15 protein-coding genes and 1 riboswitch are annotated in these 17,452 nt (G+C 42.2%); of the genes, 13 read left to right on the top strand and 2 right to left on the bottom strand.

The window, feature by feature from the left end:
* The first annotated feature begins 31 nt into the window (after nucleotides 1-31).
* Nucleotides 32-3,169 (top strand): DUF5107 domain-containing protein, encoded by a 3,138-nt coding sequence (locus WG905_RS18320; protein ID WP_339593213.1) that lies wholly within the window; start codon nucleotides 32-34, stop codon nucleotides 3,167-3,169.
* Between the two features lie 189 nt (nucleotides 3,170-3,358).
* On the opposite strand, the gene WG905_RS18315 is transcribed toward WG905_RS18320, so the two are convergent.
* Entirely contained in the window at nucleotides 3,359-4,327 is a 969-nt protein-coding gene (locus tag WG905_RS18315) for an IS110 family RNA-guided transposase (protein ID WP_339593212.1), read from the bottom strand.
* A gap of 224 nt (nucleotides 4,328-4,551) precedes the next feature.
* Between WG905_RS18315 and WG905_RS18310 the strand changes: the two genes are divergently transcribed.
* The 12 genes from WG905_RS18310 (at nucleotide 4,552) to WG905_RS18255 (ending at nucleotide 16,648) form a co-directional block, all read left to right on the top strand.
* The gene (locus WG905_RS18310; RefSeq protein ID WP_339593211.1) at nucleotides 4,552-5,718 is read left to right on the top strand and encodes a hypothetical protein; all 1,167 of its coding nucleotides are present in this window, start codon (nucleotides 4,552-4,554) and stop codon (nucleotides 5,716-5,718) included.
* A 104-nt stretch (nucleotides 5,719-5,822) separates the two neighbouring features.
* On the top strand, nucleotides 5,823-7,226 hold the full coding sequence (locus WG905_RS18305; protein WP_339593210.1) for an MFS transporter: 1,404 nt from the start codon (nucleotides 5,823-5,825) through the stop codon (nucleotides 7,224-7,226).
* 47 nt (nucleotides 7,227-7,273) lie between these two features.
* Nucleotides 7,274-7,367: riboswitch (TPP riboswitch) on the top strand.
* 58 nt (nucleotides 7,368-7,425) lie between these two features.
* Nucleotides 7,426-7,629: a sulfur carrier protein ThiS gene (gene thiS, locus WG905_RS18300; protein WP_339593209.1), complete on the top strand. Its 204-nt coding sequence runs from the start codon at nucleotides 7,426-7,428 to the stop codon at nucleotides 7,627-7,629.
* 18 nt (nucleotides 7,630-7,647) lie between these two features.
* Nucleotides 7,648-9,498, top strand: coding sequence for a phosphomethylpyrimidine synthase ThiC (thiC, locus tag WG905_RS18295; protein WP_339593208.1), 1,851 nt, complete (start codon nucleotides 7,648-7,650; stop codon nucleotides 9,496-9,498).
* A 5-nt stretch (nucleotides 9,499-9,503) separates the two neighbouring features.
* Nucleotides 9,504-10,094 carry a thiamine phosphate synthase gene (locus tag WG905_RS18290; RefSeq protein WP_339593207.1) on the top strand — a complete coding sequence of 197 codons (591 nt, stop codon included), beginning with the start codon at nucleotides 9,504-9,506 and terminating at the stop codon, nucleotides 10,092-10,094.
* Entirely contained in the window at nucleotides 10,087-10,731 is a 645-nt protein-coding gene (locus WG905_RS18285) for a thiamine phosphate synthase (RefSeq protein WP_339593206.1), read from the top strand. The genes WG905_RS18290 and WG905_RS18285 overlap by 8 nt, the downstream gene beginning before the upstream one ends.
* Nucleotides 10,725-11,492: a thiazole synthase gene (locus tag WG905_RS18280; RefSeq protein ID WP_339593205.1), complete on the top strand. Its 768-nt coding sequence runs from the start codon at nucleotides 10,725-10,727 to the stop codon at nucleotides 11,490-11,492. Before WG905_RS18285 ends, WG905_RS18280 begins: the two co-directional genes overlap by 7 nt.
* Nucleotides 11,485-12,633 (top strand): 2-iminoacetate synthase ThiH, encoded by a 1,149-nt coding sequence (gene thiH, locus WG905_RS18275; protein WP_339593204.1) that lies wholly within the window; start codon nucleotides 11,485-11,487, stop codon nucleotides 12,631-12,633. Before WG905_RS18280 ends, thiH begins: the two co-directional genes overlap by 8 nt.
* Nucleotides 12,626-13,720, top strand: a complete 1,095-nt coding sequence (gene moeB, locus WG905_RS18270; RefSeq protein WP_339593203.1) for a molybdopterin-synthase adenylyltransferase MoeB — start codon at nucleotides 12,626-12,628, stop codon at nucleotides 13,718-13,720. The genes thiH and moeB overlap by 8 nt, the downstream gene beginning before the upstream one ends.
* Nucleotides 13,710-14,534 carry a bifunctional hydroxymethylpyrimidine kinase/phosphomethylpyrimidine kinase gene (thiD, locus tag WG905_RS18265; protein WP_339593202.1) on the top strand — a complete coding sequence of 275 codons (825 nt, stop codon included), beginning with the start codon at nucleotides 13,710-13,712 and terminating at the stop codon, nucleotides 14,532-14,534. The genes moeB and thiD overlap by 11 nt, the downstream gene beginning before the upstream one ends.
* 127 nt (nucleotides 14,535-14,661) lie before the next feature.
* The gene (locus tag WG905_RS18260; protein WP_339593201.1) at nucleotides 14,662-15,570 is read left to right on the top strand and encodes an EamA family transporter; all 909 of its coding nucleotides are present in this window, start codon (nucleotides 14,662-14,664) and stop codon (nucleotides 15,568-15,570) included.
* A 157-nt stretch (nucleotides 15,571-15,727) separates the two neighbouring features.
* The gene (locus WG905_RS18255; protein WP_339593200.1) at nucleotides 15,728-16,648 is read left to right on the top strand and encodes an NAD(P)-dependent oxidoreductase; all 921 of its coding nucleotides are present in this window, start codon (nucleotides 15,728-15,730) and stop codon (nucleotides 16,646-16,648) included.
* Here the strand turns inward: WG905_RS18255 and WG905_RS18250 are convergent.
* Entirely contained in the window at nucleotides 16,626-17,426 is an 801-nt protein-coding gene (locus WG905_RS18250; RefSeq protein WP_339593199.1) for an aspartate dehydrogenase domain-containing protein, read from the bottom strand. The two genes, WG905_RS18255 and WG905_RS18250, sit on opposite strands and share 23 nt — an antisense overlap.
* Nucleotides 17,427-17,452: the final 26 nt, after the last annotated feature.

Raw genomic sequence — 17,452 nt, 5'->3', positions numbered from 1 at the left:
TCATCACAGTTAAAACCCAAACTACATACCGATGAAACACTTCACTTCGAAAATTACGCTAGGGTTATTGGCCATTTGGTTCTTGCCTCAACTGGTTTTGGCACAAGAAGCCCGCATCACGGAGGAGGAGAGAACATTAACCACTTATCCTTATAGTGACCCTAACCCTGTACCGGCATTTACGAAAGCGAGAAAGACAAAAATATACCCTTATCATCTCTTTGATGGCTATACCACAAAAAGTGTAACGCAAAAATGGAAAGTAGTAAAATTAGAAAACGATTATATCGAGGTCTATGTGCTTCCTCAAATTGGAGGAAAAGTATGGGGTGCAATTGAAAAATCAACAGGGAAGGAGTTTCTTTATAAGAATAAGGTCGTTAAATTTAGAGACATCTCTTTAAGAGGTCCCTGGACATCAGGGGGGATAGAATTCAACTTTGGAATCATTGGCCATACGCCCTCTACAGCTGCTCCGGTAGACTATAAAGTCGTAGAGAATGCAGATGGCAGTGTAAGCTGTATCGTCGGAAACCTGGATCTAACTTCCCGTACACAATGGGCTGTTGAAATAAGATTACCTAAAGATAAAGCCTATTTTGAAACGAATGTAAATTGGTATAATCCAACCCCAACTACCCAGTCCTATTATAACTGGATGACGGGAGCGGTAAAAGCATCTCCGGATTTAGAATTCTTTTTTCCAGGAAACACTTACCTGGAGCATAATGGACAGGCTGAGCCTTGGCCTAAGGATAAATCAGGTAACAACCTATCCAAATATTCGGGGAATAATTTCGGTTCCAGCAAATCTTACCATATCACTGGAGCAACAGATTTTATGGGCGGTTATTACCAGGATGCTAAATTTGGTTTTGGACATTGGGCACTGAATACGGAGATGCCCGGACGGAAATTGTTCTTATGGTCACTGGCAAGAGAAGGCGGCATTTGGGAGGAGCTGTTAACTGATTCGGATGGTCAGTATATCGAGTTTCAAGCCGGTAGATTATTTAATCAATATGCGCCGGATTCATTTAACGGACCTATTCGACAAAATGCTTTTCAATCTGGTGCAACCGATACCTGGAAAGAGATTTGGTTTCCGGTAAAAGAAATAGGTGGGATGAAAGAGGTCTCGAAAATGGGGGTTTTGAACGTTACGGAAAATCCGGGTTCTTTAGAGATTGGTATAAATGCCTTAGCTTTTGCCGAAACCCAACTGATCGTGAAGGCAGATGGTAAAGTAATTCATACAGCAAAGCTGTCTTTTAAACCGATGGACGTCCATTCCGTAAAAGTGCCTTGGAATAATACTGCTTCTTACGAAGTAGAAGTCGTTGGTATGGATTTGGATTTCAGATCGCAAAATACCCATAGCCTTAAAAGACCTTTCGCGACTGAAAGTACCCCAAAAGACAAAACGAGTCCCTCTTGGTTATATGATGAAGGAAGAGATTTTAAGGCTTTTCGAGATAATTTAAAAGCTAAAGTTAGTTTTAAGGAATGCTTGCGTATAGATCCTTTTCATATCAATGCAATGGCCGCCCTGGCGGAAATTTATTTTGAAAGTGCTCAATATGATTCAGCACTGGTGTACATCAATAAAGCACTTTTAGTGGATACTTATCACCCTGCTGCTAACTATCAGGCAGGAAATGTATATCGGGCAACCAAAGATTATATAGATGCGATGGAATCATTTGGTTGGGCGGCACGTTCACTTGAATTTCGAACAGCTGCCTATTCACAAATGGCGGAAATAGAAATGCTTTTGAATAAAAAGGAAACCCCTGAGTATTATGCAAAACAAGCCTTAGATTTTAATAGGTTTAATGTGAGTGCTTTACAAGCGTTGGCCGTAAATTATCGAAAAACCGGAAATAAAGAGAAAGCATTGGGAATTCTGAATGGCTTAAAAGAAATTTACCCCTTAAACCATTTTGTAGCGTATGAAGCTTACTTATGGAATCCTTCTTCATCCAGCTTTGATTCGTTCGCTTCAGGGATGAAGAATGAGTTTCCCTTCCAGACTTTCCTGGAATTGAGTTTGTTCTATTCGCAAATAGGAGCCCGGACAGAAGCGATAGAATTGCTTCAAAAAGCGCCTGCAAACCCATTGATTTCCATATGGCTTGCCTACATGAAACAAGATGCCTCCTTACTTAATGCCGTAGCGAACTCATCACCGGCCTTTGTTTTTCCATATCGAAGGGAAACGGTCGCAGCATTGGAATGGGCAGTTGCTGCAAACATTAATTGGAAATTTAGCTATTATTTAGCGCTTAATTATTGGGCAGTGGCAAGACAGGAGGAGTCGAAAGAATTATTAAAGCAAATTGGACAGCGCCCCGATTATGGACCCTTCTATTCCACGAGAGCCGCGGTATGGAATGATGATCCCGCCCAGGTATTAGCAGATCTGAGTAAAGCCTATCAATTGTCTCCTGAAGACTGGAGAACCAGTTATCAATTAATCGAGCATGAGGATATGGCTAATCATCCAAAGAAAGCCTTAGCCATTGCAATAAAAGCCAATAAAAAGTTTAAAGGTAATTTCTCTATTGAAATGTTATATGCTAAACAATTGATGAACAATGGGAGGTATGAAGAGAGCCTTAAGGTGTTAAGGAGTACAACCATCTTACCTTTCGAAGGGTCTGGTCAAGGAAAAACCATATTCCGTCATGCGCTTCTTTTAAATGCATTAAAACTGATGCAAGGTAAAAAATATGTACAAGCGATAAAGAACCTTGAAGAGTCTAAAACATGGCCTGAAAATCTTGGTGTTGGCAAACCCTTCGATGATCGTATTGATGAAAGATTAGCGGATTGGTTAGCTTTCCTAGGCTATTCAAGAATGGGTAAAAAAGAAGAAAGTAAAGTAATATTAGATAAAATTCTTTCTTATAAGCTATACGATAAGGAAAGTGGTGTAATTAAATCTTCCCCTAATCACCTGATCAGTGTGTGGGCAATGCGGGAAGCAGGAAAGTCAGTAGAAGCCACAGCCTTCTTAAGAGATTGGACAAGTAAACAGCCCAATGATACAATCGCACAATGGGTTCAGCTTGTATATGATGGAAATAGGCCAGCTTTACCAGCTGAGTTAGCCGCTAATGAAAGATTTATGTTGTGGAATCATTATCGGTCTTTTTTACCCGTATAAATACAATTTCCATCTAGTAGTCCCCTCACACAAAATCCGTATTTGTTTCGAATAGAAATTCCGTTCGCTATACTTGTAATATATTCTTAGGACTAAGAATGATAGTTGTAATGTCCGACTCCGGACTAATATTTAAATCTGTAAGGTTTTTTCAGGACGAACTATGTTAATTTGCAAACTTTTTTTAATTTAATCACTTACAGAAAGGGCATAATTATCAAGATAGCTTGTGTCGGAGATGATGACTGCAAAGGCCTGTCTTAAAAGTTTATTTATGACAGCCATTAAAGCTACTTTACTTGGTTTTCCTTTACTTTTTAATCGCTCGTACAATTCCTTACAAGACGTATTAAAACGTATTGCTGACCAGGAAGCGAGATAAAGTAGCGAGCGAAGCTCTGGATCTCCATGACGAGTGATTACCCCCTTGGTTTTAATAGATGTTCCTGATTGCTGGCAACTTGGACATACACCTATGTATTTTGCAAATTTCTTAGCTGAATCAAAATACGTAAAACCACCGGTCGCCATTATAAGCGCTGTAGCAACTCCATTCCCTATACCCTTAATGGATGTCAGATGCTCAAGTTGTCTTGAAAATTCATTCCGTGTAACTGCAATCATATCAAGATTCAATTCACGTATTTGTTTTTCAATAAAATAAATACTCTTTTTTAAAGCCTTATTGACTTTTTCATCGACCTTGGGTAGGACTGAAAACGATTCATGAATATTCAAAAGCATACGTAACTGCTTTTTAAATTGCCGGAGCAAAGTTCGTTTCTGACGTAGTTTTTGAATGGTTAGACTTGGAATCTTATAAATAGCCGGCTTCATTTTTTCACCGTACATCGCAATTAACTTAGCGTCAAGATTATCTGTTTTTGTGACACTCAGCATCATCTTAGCAAAGTGATTGATCTGTTTAGGATTAACCATAGAAACGGCTATCTGTGCTTCTTGGATCATGTACACCAATAGCGCGCTATAAGTGCCTGTAGCTTCTAGAACGCAATGGTAATCGCCATCACCGATTGATGTGATGAACTTTTTAATACCTTTGCTATCGTTGTCAAAGACTTGCAAACGATAAGCACTTCCTGTCGGGTAAGCAGCCGTAAAATTGATCTTGCTTACATCAATTCCAATACATTTCATAACTTAGATTTAAGAATTACAATCACATCTTTAGAACTATCGTCGCAAATGCGGATTCTAGGATCCATCGAACTATCCAGTTTTAAGATGAAAGAAAGCGTGTGACGGAACGTCCTGAACGGTATCGTACTACCAACGAGACAGCGGCCTTAATCACGCTTTCTTCAAATCTACCAAATCATATTATTAGATCAATTCAAACATACGACAAGACAGATCTTACAATGACTATACAAGAAGGTACCATCATTGCCGAGGCAAAGTTTGTATGGGAAGATAACGATAGGCCTTCTTTCACAATGTTTGTTCAAACTCGTGAAGAATTTGAAGATTATTTATTCCCTGATCCGAACTCATTTCTGAGAGCCGGAATTTTGAATGCCTGGCATTATGGGGAAAAACGAATCGCCGTTGAGGCTTCACTCTGTCCGGCACTGGTGCATAACCTGGAGGGCGTATTTCTACTATTGAAAAAATGGTATCCTCATGATTTCCCCGAGAAGCCGGTGATCGAAGCCCTTGACCAGTATAAACCATTACTGCCATTCAGCGATCAGGCAGTCTCTCTTTTTTCGGGTGGCGTAGATTCCGTTTGCCTGTTAAGATCGAACCGGCTTTTTTATCCCAAAGGACATCCTAATTACATCAGGGCAGCACTTTCTGTAGAGTTTGCGAGAAATCCAGTTCCTGATGCTATTGAATTTTTAAGCAAAGTAGAGAAACGACTTATAGCAACAAAACCGATACTGGATGATGCAGAAGTTAAAGCAATACCTGTACTGACCAATATCTGGTGGCTTAATCCCGACGGCTATTTTTTTGGGCAGAAATCATATGGATCTCAATTGATTACCACTGCTTCATTCTTTAATCGTGGCTTTTATCGGGGCTTCATCGCTTCATCTTACGATGCCAACTTCTTGCACAAGCCCTGGGGCTCGCATCCCCAGTTAGATGCCTATTACAGCAGCTCTCATTTCCATGTTCAGCATATCGGAACAGAAATGACCAGGCTAAAGAAGGTGGAGATGCTGACCGGGTGGCCAGTGGGTTATCATCATATTCGCGTATGTCAGAATGATAATACCGGGGGCACAAATTGTGGTACCTGTGAAAAATGTATCAGGACACAATTAATGCTGGAAGCTTTAGGGAAACTGAAAGGCTGCGGATCCTTCCCTAAAGACACCATAGATTCGGAATTAGTACAATATCTTGAAACTTACGACATGCTTTATTGTACAGACCAGGTACATAATGAAGAAAAACTCTTTACCTATGGAAACGTTGCCCAACTGCTGGAAAATAGAGGCAGATCTGACCTTAGTAAACCTTTAAAAGAGATACTTTCGAAACTTAGCAAAAGGCATTTGGATACAATAAAAGCTTAGTTTTATAACCTCATTGCAACGCTGGAATTAATATTCATTTTCGGGTAAGAATTTTGCTGTAAGTATTTAACTCTATTTTTACCAACAAAAAATAGACTATCAATTTGAAGATATCACCGCAAGCCCCCGAGTCCACTAAAAAACTGCTTCCGATTATTTTGGCTACCGCCATCTTTATGCAGATGCTGGATTCGACGATCCTGAATACCTCCTTGCCTGCAATTGCGAAAGATTTGAATGAATCGCCATTGAATATGCAGAGTGCCATAATCAGCTATGTCCTGACCCTGGCAGTGTTTATGCCGGTGAGCGGATTTCTTGCTGATAAATTTGGCACCAAAAGAGTTTTCATTTTTGCGCTAGTATTATTTAGTGCAGGCTCACTGTTTTGTTCAATGTCTCAAAGTTTAACACAATTGGTGATTTCAAGAATGATACAGGGGCTAGGGGGCAGCTTAATGATCCCGGTCGGAAAGCTGGCTTTGATCAGAACTTTTCCCAGGAATGAATTACTGAAAGCGATGAATTTCGCCATTATTCCTGCGTTAATCGGTCCTGTATTGGGCCCACTGGTTGGTGGTTACATGGTAGACTATTTATCCTGGCACTGGATTTTTATCATTAATATACCCATTGGTTTGATTGGTATTGTGCTGAGTTTAAAGTTTATGCCCGATTATAAGTCTCCGATTATAAATTTTGATTTGAAAGGCTTCCTCATTTTTGCTGCAGCCTCATTGCTGCTTTCCATTGGCTTAGAGCTATTCGGCAATACGGTCCACATGACGCCGGTTTTACTGGTGTTATTAGCAGGGTTTTTAATGCTGTATTTCTATTATCGTCACGCCACAACGGATAACAACCCGATATTTCCTTTGAACTTGTTTCAGGTGAGAACTTTTAGGGTGGGCATTATTGGTAATATGGTGACGCGCCTGGGGATCAGTGCTATTCCGCTGCTGCTGCCCATGATGATCCAGATCGCCTACGGCAGGTCAGCGGTAACTTCCGGTTGGATTGTTGCGCCAATGGCATTAACAGCCATATTCGGTAAATCTGTAGTCATCCGGATCTTAAATAAGTTCGGCTATCGGGCTACATTAATGACCAATACCTTTATTATCGGCTTCTTAATTTGCTGTATGGCTATCCCGGCAATCACCGCATCTATTTATTGGTACATACCCCTCATTGCGGTACTGGGGTTCTTTAACTCCATTCAGTTCACTTCAATGAACACGATTTCAATTGCTGATTTGCGCCAGTATCATACCAGTAGCGGCAATTCGTTAGTTTCAGTGAATCAGCAATTGGCTGTTGGTTTTGGAATTGCTTTTGGGCTAATTGTGCTGAAGATGTTTGAGGGCGATATGAAACTGATACATAATGAAATTCATAATGCTTTCAGGTATACATTTTTAGTGGTGGGTACTTTAACCATCCTATCCGGATTCATTTTCAGAAGGTTGCATTTTAAAGATGGCGACAATATGAAGTCTATGAGGTAAGTGTAAAAGGACAGCCTTGTTTTTTCAAAAGATTTTTATAACTTACGCTCAAACTTTAGGGGTGTCCACTACGGACTGAGATATATACCCTTTGAACCTGATGCGGTTAGTACCGCCGAAGGGAAAAGTTAAAGCAACTCTATGTGTTGTTTTTTCCTTCCTATACGGGCATTCCTATTGTTTTTTTTAATTAAACAGAATGGAAATTACCGTAAATAAAAAAAATCATCGCGTTCCTGAAACATGTAGCATTACGCTATTGCTTTCTGAGGTGCTATGTCAGCCTCCTAATGGTTTAGCTGTTGCCATCAATCAATCCATTATTCCAAAAATAAGCTGGGAAAATCATTTGCTCCAATCCGGAGACCAGGTCATCATTATAAAAGCCACTCCCGGCGGATAACAACCTACACCAATCATTATGAAAAAAGAACAAATTCCAACCGACCAGGTGATCACCACGACCCCATTTGCCGCATCGCACAAAGTTTTTGTACAAGGCAAGCTGCATCCTATCCAGGTAGCCATGCGTGAAGTTTCTTTAAAGGAACCAAATCCACCCGTAACTATTTATGATACCAGCGGACCTTATACGGATAGGAATGCTAAGATCGATGTGAAGCAAGGCTTACCTCGCTTGCGTGAACAATGGATAATTGATAGGGGCGATGTGCAACAGCTGGAAGAGATATCTTCTGCCTACGGCAAACAGCGTCTGGATGACCCTGAACTTAACTTCCTCCGTTTTAACAACTTGAGTAAGCCATATAAAGCAAAACCCGGGAGGAATGTTTCGCAAATGCACTATGCAAGAAAAGGCATCATCACGCCCGAAATGGAATATATAGCCATCAGGGAAAACCAGCGGTCCGACTTGTTACAGGAACAGTTGAGTGGAGCATACGAAGCGTTAAATCACCAGCATCAGGGGCATAGCTTTGGCGCTAATACCCCAGAGGGTTTAATAACACCCGAATTTGTGAGACAGGAAGTGGCAGCCGGCCGTGCAGTAATCCCTTCCAACATTAACCACCCGGAAAGTGAGCCCATGATTATCGGTCGTAATTTCCTCGTAAAAATCAATGCTAATATTGGAAATTCTGCGGTGACCTCCAGTATTGAAGAAGAGGTTGAAAAATCAGTATGGGCTTGTCGCTGGGGTGCCGATACGATTATGGACCTCTCCACAGGTAAAAATATTCATGAAACCCGGGAGTGGGTCATTCGCAATTCACCAGTACCAATCGGAACCGTACCTATTTATCAGGCTCTGGAAAAGGTAAATGGCAAGGCTGAAAACTTAACCTGGGAGATCTTCAAAGACACTTTAATTGAACAGGCAGAACAAGGGGTAGATTATTTTACGATCCATGCTGGGGTTCTATTAAGGTATGTGCCTTTAACGGCGAAACGTATCACCGGTATTGTTTCCCGCGGTGGCGCCATAATGGCAAAATGGTGCCTGGCCCATCACCAGGAGAACTTCTTATATACACATTTTGAAGAAATATGTGAAATCATGAAAGCTTATGATGTAGCTTTTTCGCTTGGAGACGGATTAAGACCTGGTTGTATCGCAGATGCGAATGATGAGGCTCAATTCGGCGAACTGGAAACTTTAGGCGAATTGACCAAGATTGCCTGGAAACATGATATACAGACAATTATAGAAGGCCCAGGACATATACCCATGCACCTGATTAAGGAGAACATGGAAAAACAATTAGCACATTGTGGAGAAGCACCATTCTATACATTGGGTCCTTTAACTACGGATATCGCTCCAGGTTATGATCACATAACGTCTGCTATTGGCGCTGCGATGATTGGCTGGTTTGGTACGGCAATGTTATGCTATGTTACCCCGAAAGAACACCTGGGCTTACCCAATAAAAAAGATGTCAAAGATGGGGTAATTACGTATAAAATAGCTGCCCATGCAGCAGATTTGGCCAAAGGGCACCCGGGCGCACAATACCGGGACAATGCTTTAAGTAAAGCAAGGTTTGAATTTAGATGGGAAGACCAGTTTAATTTATCATTGGATCCAGATACTGCAAAAGAATTTCATGATGAAACATTGCCCGCTGAAGGTGCTAAAATCGCCCATTTTTGTTCCATGTGCGGACCAAACTTCTGTTCGATGAAGATAACCCAGGACGTACGGGATTATGCCAAAGAAAGGGGCTTGACCGCTACAGAAGCCTTAACGAAAGGTATGGAAGAAAAATCAACTGAATTTGCAAAAAAAGGGAGCGAACTTTATTTATAAAACTGATGAAACTCCTGGTCATTTCAAATCCTAATGCTGTGATAGGGGAAGCAGCTATTATTAATGGCTTGTTTGCTGCGGGTCTCAGCTGCTTCCACCTTAGAAAACCGGGCTACAGTGCAACGCAACTGAGCGGATTATTAAACCTCATTCATCATCGCTATCATCCTTGTATTGCTTTACATCAGCACCATGAAATAGCGGAAGAATTTGGGATAACCAGACTGCACTATACAGAGCAGGCTTATGCGAAAACAAAACCCACACTTTTAAAAAGCCAAAATGAAGAAGGACTTACATTAAGCACTTCCTCGCACAAAATGGATATGCTGACCAGCTTGAAGGGGTTTGCCTATGTATTTTATGGTCCTGTATTTAACAGCTTGTCGAAGCCAGGCTATCTCAGCAAACTAGACCCCGGATTCCGACTGCCTCCCCGGTCCGGAGCACCTGAAGTTGTTGCATTAGGTGGGATTAAGCTGGGAAATTTGTCCCGAATTAAGGAGATGAACTTTGATGGTGCTGCCGTATTAGGTGCCATTTGGAACAAACCGGAACAAGCTATTGAAAAATTTAAACAGCTGAATTATGATTGATAAACTACATTTTATATCTCAACCCGATGCACTGGGCTCACCAATGCCCGCGATAGAACGCGCCTTGGCTGCAGGCTGTAAATGGATCCAACTCCGCTTAAAAGATGAGCCCAAAGAAATGGTCTTACGCTATGCAATAACCGCAAAGGCGCTTTGTGAAAAACACCAAGCTATGCTTATTGTAAATGACCATCCTGAAATCGCCCTTAAAACAGGGGCAAATGGTGTCCATCTTGGATTACAGGACATGCCCATTCAACAAGCCCGCTCCATAGTGGGTCCTCGTTTGATCATAGGAGGTACGGCCAATACTTTCGAGCATATTTTACAAAGGGCTGCGGAAGGTGTAGATTATATTGGTTTGGGGCCGCTGAAATTTACAACTACTAAAAAAAACCTGAGCCCGGTTTTAAGCCATGCCGGTTACAGGAAGTTGATGGAAAAAGTTAGACAAGCCAACATCTCCCTGCCCATTATTGCCATCGGGGGAATTACACTGGAGGATATTCCATCTCTTATGGAAGCTGGCCTTTACGGGGTAGCCGTTTCCGGCGCCTTAACAAGGGCCACAAATCCCCCTTACCTGATTGAAAATATGTATAGGTTATTAGATCCCCAAATTAAACAGCCATGTTAAAAATTGCAGATAAAATCTTTCATTCCCGCTTGTTTACAGGCACGGGTAAATTTAGCTCATCCCAACTTATGGAAGAAGCCATTATGGCTTCAGGATCAGAATTGGTAACTGTTGCTTTAAAGCGGATTGATGTTGTGAACAATGAAAAGGACGATATTTTATCGCGCATTAAACACCCTTATATCAATCTATTACCGAACACTTCGGGTGTTAGAAATGCAAAAGAAGCGATATTCGCCGCACAACTTGCTCGGGAGGCCCTGGAAACGAACTGGATTAAACTTGAAATCCATCCCGATCCAAAATACTTAATGCCTGATCCAATTGAGACCTTAAAAGCGACAGCGGAATTGGTGAAGATGGGTTTCATCGTTTTGCCCTATATTCATGCCGACCCCGTTTTATGTAAACGGCTGGAAGATGTAGGCACTGCTGCTGTGATGCCCTTAGGATCGCCCATTGGCAGTAACAAAGGCCTTAAAACAATAGATTTTTTAGAGATTATTATCAGCCAGAGCAAGGTGCCGGTAATTATTGACGCGGGCATAGGCTCACCTTCTGATGCTGCTACAGCTTTAGAAATAGGTGCAGATGCCGTACTGGTAAACACGGCTATCGCAGTTTCGAGTAACCCTGTTCAAATGGCTCTTGCTTTTAAAATGGCTGTTGAAGCCGGAAGAATGGCTTTTAAAGCTCAACTCGCTTTACCTGTGGCGTATGCTGTAGCCAGCAGTCCTTTAACTTCCTTTTTAGATGAATAATTTTACAACCATTTTTAACTCCTTTGACTGGGAGCAGACAAAAGAAAGTATTTACGCTAAAACCAGTGTTGATGTAGAGAAGGCATTGCATACTCGACATCGCACCCTGGAAGATTTTAAAGCCCTCATTTCTCCCGCGGCAGCGCCGTATCTGGAACAAATGGCACAACTTAGTCAGGCTTTAACCCTTAAGCGCTTTGGAAAAGTGATTCAAATGTATGTGCCACTCTACTTGTCTAATGAATGCAATAACATTTGCACCTACTGTGGTTTTAGTTACGACAATAAAGTCAGACGAAAAACACTATCGCCGATGGAGATCATGCAAGAAGTGGCCGTGATCAAGGCCATGGGCTATGAACATGTGCTTTTAGTAACTGGTGAAGCCAACCTCACGGTAAATGTGCCCTACTTTAAAATGGTTTTGGATTTAATTCGTCCTCATTTTGCGCATATTTCCATGGAAGTTCAGCCTTTAGACCTGGAAGACTATGAAGAATTAAAGCCTTATGGTTTAAATACCGTATTGGTTTACCAGGAAACCTATCACCAGGAGGATTATAAAAAACATCACCCTAAAGGGAAAAAATCAAATTTCCAATACAGACTGGAAACGCCCGACAGGTTAGGTAGGGCAGGAATTCATAAAATGGGTTTGGGGGTACTGATTGGACTGGAAGACTGGCGTAGCGATTCTTTTTTCACGGCACTACACCTTCAGTACCTGGAAAAAACCTATTGGCAAAGTAAGTACAGTCTTTCTTTTCCTCGCTTAAGGCCTTTTAGTGGTGGTTTAGAGCCCAAAGTGGTCATGAGTGATAAAGAATTAGTCCAGCTGATCTGTGCCTATCGTTTGTTTAATGAAGAGGTGGAGCTATCCATTTCCACACGTGAATCACCTGATTTCAGAAATAATATTGTTAAAATAGGAATCACATCCATGAGCGCAGGTTCAAAAACTAACCCGGGTGGGTATGCAATAGCGACGGAAAGTTTAGAACAGTTTGAAATCTCGGATGAACGCAGTCCTGCTGAAATGGCTAAAGTAATTATTGCACAAGGTTATGAACCTGTTTGGAAAGACTGGGACAACTGTTTGACGCATCAAATTTTAAGATTTAAAGCACAGGAAAATGAATAGGTTAGAGAAAGAAGAACTTAAACAATACCAGCGACAAATTATTTTGCCAGAACTTGGCCTGGAGGGACAGCAAAAGCTTAAAGGTGCAAAAATCCTGATGGTAGGCGCTGGAGGTTTGGGTTGTCCGGTTTTACAATACCTCGTTGCTGCTGGAGTTGGCACCATAGGAATTGTTGATGACGATGTGGTTGACCAAAGTAACCTGCACAGACAAATTTTGTATAGCACTGCTGATGTAGGGAAATCTAAAGCAGAAACAGCAAAAATTAAATTGTCGTCACTAAACCCTTATATTCACATCACCGCCTATCCCCATCGCTTAACTAGGTCAAATGCGGCTGCTATAATTGAAAAATACGATCTTATTATTGATGGATCAGACAATTTTTTAACACGTTACCTTACTAATGACACCTGCCTAGCCCTGAATAAACCCTTGGTGTTCGGCTCCGTTTTTAAGTTTGAAGGACAGGTTTCTGTTTTTAATTATCGCAACGGGCCAAATTACAGGGACATTTTTCCAGAAAACGTTGAAGAACCAGAGGCGCTGAATTGTTCACAAATTGGCGTAATCGGAATCCTGCCAGGGATCATTGGTTTGTACATGGCCAATGAAGCTATAAAAATCTGTTGTGAATTTGGTGAAACACTTGCTGGAAAATTAATGACTTATAATGCATTGGACAATCGGTTGGATATTTTTACCGTCACAAAATCAGTCAACCTACCATCAGCACAAGAAGAAATATGGATTAATCTCGCAGAAAAAGTTAAGCATTTAAAAATCGAGGAGGAGCTGAGCCAGGAACAAAGAGGAGAGCTTAGCCTCGAACAGTTAAAGGAATGGCAGGAACGGCTACCCGGCGAAATTTGCCTGATAGATGTCAGAGAAACTTATGAATATGACGACCATAACATCGGTGGATTAAATATTCCCCTTTATGAATTAAAGGACCGCTTAAAGGAGCTTCCAAAAGATAAAAAACTGGTTATTTGTTGTCAGACAGGTCAACGAAGTAAAATTGCGGTTAATCTCTTAAAACCTGTATTTAAAAACGCTTTATTTCATCTGAAGAATGGGATCTAAATACCCCTCCGTGTTAACGATAGCAGGTTCTGACTGCAGTGGTGGTGCAGGCATACAGGCCGACCTAAAAACTTTCGCTGCCCTGGGTTGCTATGGCACCAGTGCCATAACTGCAATAACCGTTCAAAATACAGTAGGAGTGCAAAAATTGCACAAGCTGCCACCGGAATTGGTAAAAGACCAAATCATTGCGGTGATGGATGACATTCAATGTGCAGCTATTAAAATCGGGATGATACATAACCGAAGGCTCACCGAAACAATAGCCCCGACCTTAAAAGAGTACAAGGTGCCGATTATATTTGATCCGGTCATGGTAGCCACCAGTGGTGACCTTTTATTGGAAGCGGATGCTGTGGACTCACTTAAAAAAGTCCTGTTTCCGCTGTGCGCTTTAGTTACACCCAATTTAGATGAAGCATCAGTATTGACCTCAATGGAAATTTGCTCTTTAAGGGATATGGAAAATGCCGCCTGGAGTTTAATTGAAGAAGGTTGCAAAGCGGTCTTAATTAAAGGTGGCCATTTAAAAGGAACTGAACTATTTGACTTATACCTCGACCACCAGGGAGAACAGCATATTTTCAGTACAACATGGATAGATACCAACAATACGCATGGAACAGGCTGTACGCTTTCTTCCGCAATAGCCGCTTATATGGCCAGGGGTTTGGATTTATTAACTGCTATAGAAAAAGCCAGGCAATATGTACATAAAGCTATTTTATATGGAAAGAATGTAAAAACAGGAAAAGGTCATGGCCCTTTAAATCATTCTTTTGACCCCGAAAAGATGCAATTCGGGAGGCTATAATGGGAATATGTGATTAGTTCAACATATGTCGTTCTTTTTCTGGTTTTGCTTGTGCAACTTTGCGGCATAATTTAAAAAGAGCGATACGTTATGCAATTTTCACACCCGGAACCCTATAACAGATCATATGAACCATACTGCTAAAGGTGTTTTACTTGTCTTGTCTGGTGCCATCAGTTATGGAATTCTGGCTACGATTGTTAAATATTCAAATGGCCTGGGCATGCACACCGGCGTCCTTGTTTTTTTGCAATACCTGATCGGGGCTCTTGCACTGAGCCTGCTCGCGGGCGTCAGGCAAAAAAAGGCATTTGACCCAAAACCAAGTTCGGCATCTAAATTAAAACTGATGCTCTTTGGTACTTCGGTAGGCTTAACCAGTTGTTTATATTACGTAGCGCTGCAGTATGTTCCCGTTTCGGTAGGGATTGTGTTACTGATGCAATCCATCTGGATGGGTGTGATTGTCGAATTCCTTTTCACCGGGAAACCAATATCCACCGTCAAAATAGTAGCCGCATTGGTTACGATCTTTGGAACGGTACTGGCGTCTGACGTGTTGTTCCAGAAGACGCAAATCAGTTGGACCGGAATCATGTGGGGCCTCGCTGCTGCTGCGTCTTACACCGTGTCTTTATATGCATCTAGTAATGTAGAAAAAGAGGTGCATAACTATGTGAGAAGTAAATACCTGGTTATCGGCGGAATGATTGCCGTTGTTCTTTTTTGGAATACCGATATCACCAGTAACTTTAATAGCCTAAACATCCTGATCAGTGGTGTCGTGTTAGCCCTGTTTGGTACCATATTGCCACCCTTACTTTTCACTAAGGGTATTCCCTATATCGGATTAGGTCTGGCAAGTATTCTTATTTCGATAGAGATCCCGGTATCGATCATGTCAGCACAATTGATTTTAGGGGAGCAGGTATCTGTTACCCAATGGTTAGGCGTCGTGGTCATTTTCGTTTCCATTGTTTTGGCTAACCTAAAAACAATAACGAGCAGTAGGAAAGAGATACCTGTTAGCGTTTAAACCTTCCATATTAACCTCTTTCATCTTGGCTACCCATTTATTCCGATAGCTTAGCATTTCAAGTACGTAGATGGTAAAACCAAGTTTAAATGGCTAAGGGTTGCAATTTCAGTATAAATGTGTTATCATCATCCTTATATCAACAAGACAAGAAACGATGTTTACAAAATTAGTGGCCGTAGAACCGTTGAATTTAATTCCGACGGCAGAAAAAGATTTGTATGCCTTTGCAAAAGAAGTAGTTATCTATCACGACATTCCGGCCGATGCGGAGGAAATGGCCTTGCGTATTGGTGATGCAGATGCTGTGCTGTTAAGTTATACCTCCACGCTCGGTCAGGAAGCGCTCGATAAATGCCCCAATGTCAAATATATTGGCATGTGTTGCTCCTTGTATTCGCCGGAAAGCGCCAACGTCGATATCCATTATGCCAACTCACGTGGAATCACCGTGACGGGCATCCGGGATTATGGAGATGAAGGTGTGGTGGAATACGTAATCAGTGAGCTGGTTCGCTGCCTGCATGGTTTTGGGCGCGATGCGCAGGGGAATCCGGTTGCACCTTGGGATGGGGTACCCCGGGAGATCACCGGACTGCAGGTGGGTATTGTAGGGCTCGGTGTATCGGGCGGAATGGTTGCCGACGCGTTAAAGTTTTTTGGTGCCGACATCACTTATTTCTCTCGTTCAGAAAAACCGGAAGCGATTGAAAAAGGATACCGCTTCTTGCCCCTGAAGGACCTGCTTTCTCAAAGTGAAGTCGTGATTACCTGTTTGAATAAAAACACCATCCTGTTACATGCGGAAGAATTCGCGCAGCTCGGCAATCGCAAGATACTTTTCAATACAGGACTGTCGCCAGCCTGGGATGAAGCGCCTTTTGCTAAATGGATAAGCGAGGATAACCGTTGCTATTGCGATACGATCGGCGCTTTGGGCGGCCAGCACTTTTTAGGCCATCCACATGTACATTGTATGGAAATCTCTGTGGGCCGCACGCGCCAGGCCTTTGATCGCCTGAGCGAGAAAGTACTGGCTAATATAAAATCCTACCTTAAAATGCAATCGGCGAAGTAATGTTACGCAGGGTGTTGACCACACTCCAGCCCGCAATTTCTGCTGTTTTGCTGTACACATCGATCACCGCATGAACCTGATCGCTTTTGATCTCGATGCGGTGATCATCACCCACAAAACCGGGGGTAGAGGTGACTGATACCTTCATGTTCATCGGGCCAACGGAGGCTAGCGAAGCCGCCACAGCGACATTTACGCTGGTGGGGAAGAGTGCAATAGCTTCTTGTGCGTTGCCTTCAAATACTTTCCGTTGCTCGGTTTGCAAAGCATCATCATAAACCGACGACTTCCGCAACGAATGTGGCCCTTTTTCGGTAGCAAAAGATGCGCTGCAATCGCCCATTAGGGAAACCGTACGCAACACATCGAAACCGCCGATCGCTCCCGAGACCAAGTGCACCCGTGTGTTGTGCTCAGCCGCTGTTTTTTTAACTTCTTCGTAAAATTCCGTATCGGCAAAGGCACCGATAGAAAGGGTAATAATGGAGGAGCCGTTTTTTAAGGCAGGCAATGCCAGTGACCGCATTGAATCGGGCGAAGCCATTTCCAGGATATAGTCGGGTTTAAGCGACAGTAGTTGGTCGATGTCTTCACATGTCCTGCAAGCATAGCCCGGGTTTGAACCATTTACTTTTTCCGTGATTGCCTGCGCTTTTTCGATGGTGCGGGAATACGCACCGATCAAATGATAATCCGGTAGTAAACCCGCAAGTAAGGCGTCGGTAACCAGGGTGGCCAATTTACCGCATCCTACAATAGTCAGTGTTTTTGTGCTCATGGCGCCAACATAATGTATTTTTTACT

It is taken from the genome of Pedobacter immunditicola, from assembly GCF_037482985.1.
GTDB classification, from domain to species: domain Bacteria; phylum Bacteroidota; class Bacteroidia; order Sphingobacteriales; family Sphingobacteriaceae; genus Pedobacter; species Pedobacter immunditicola.
The sequence above is the reverse complement of the archived record's forward strand: the minus strand, read 5'-3'. Positions and strand labels throughout refer to the sequence as shown.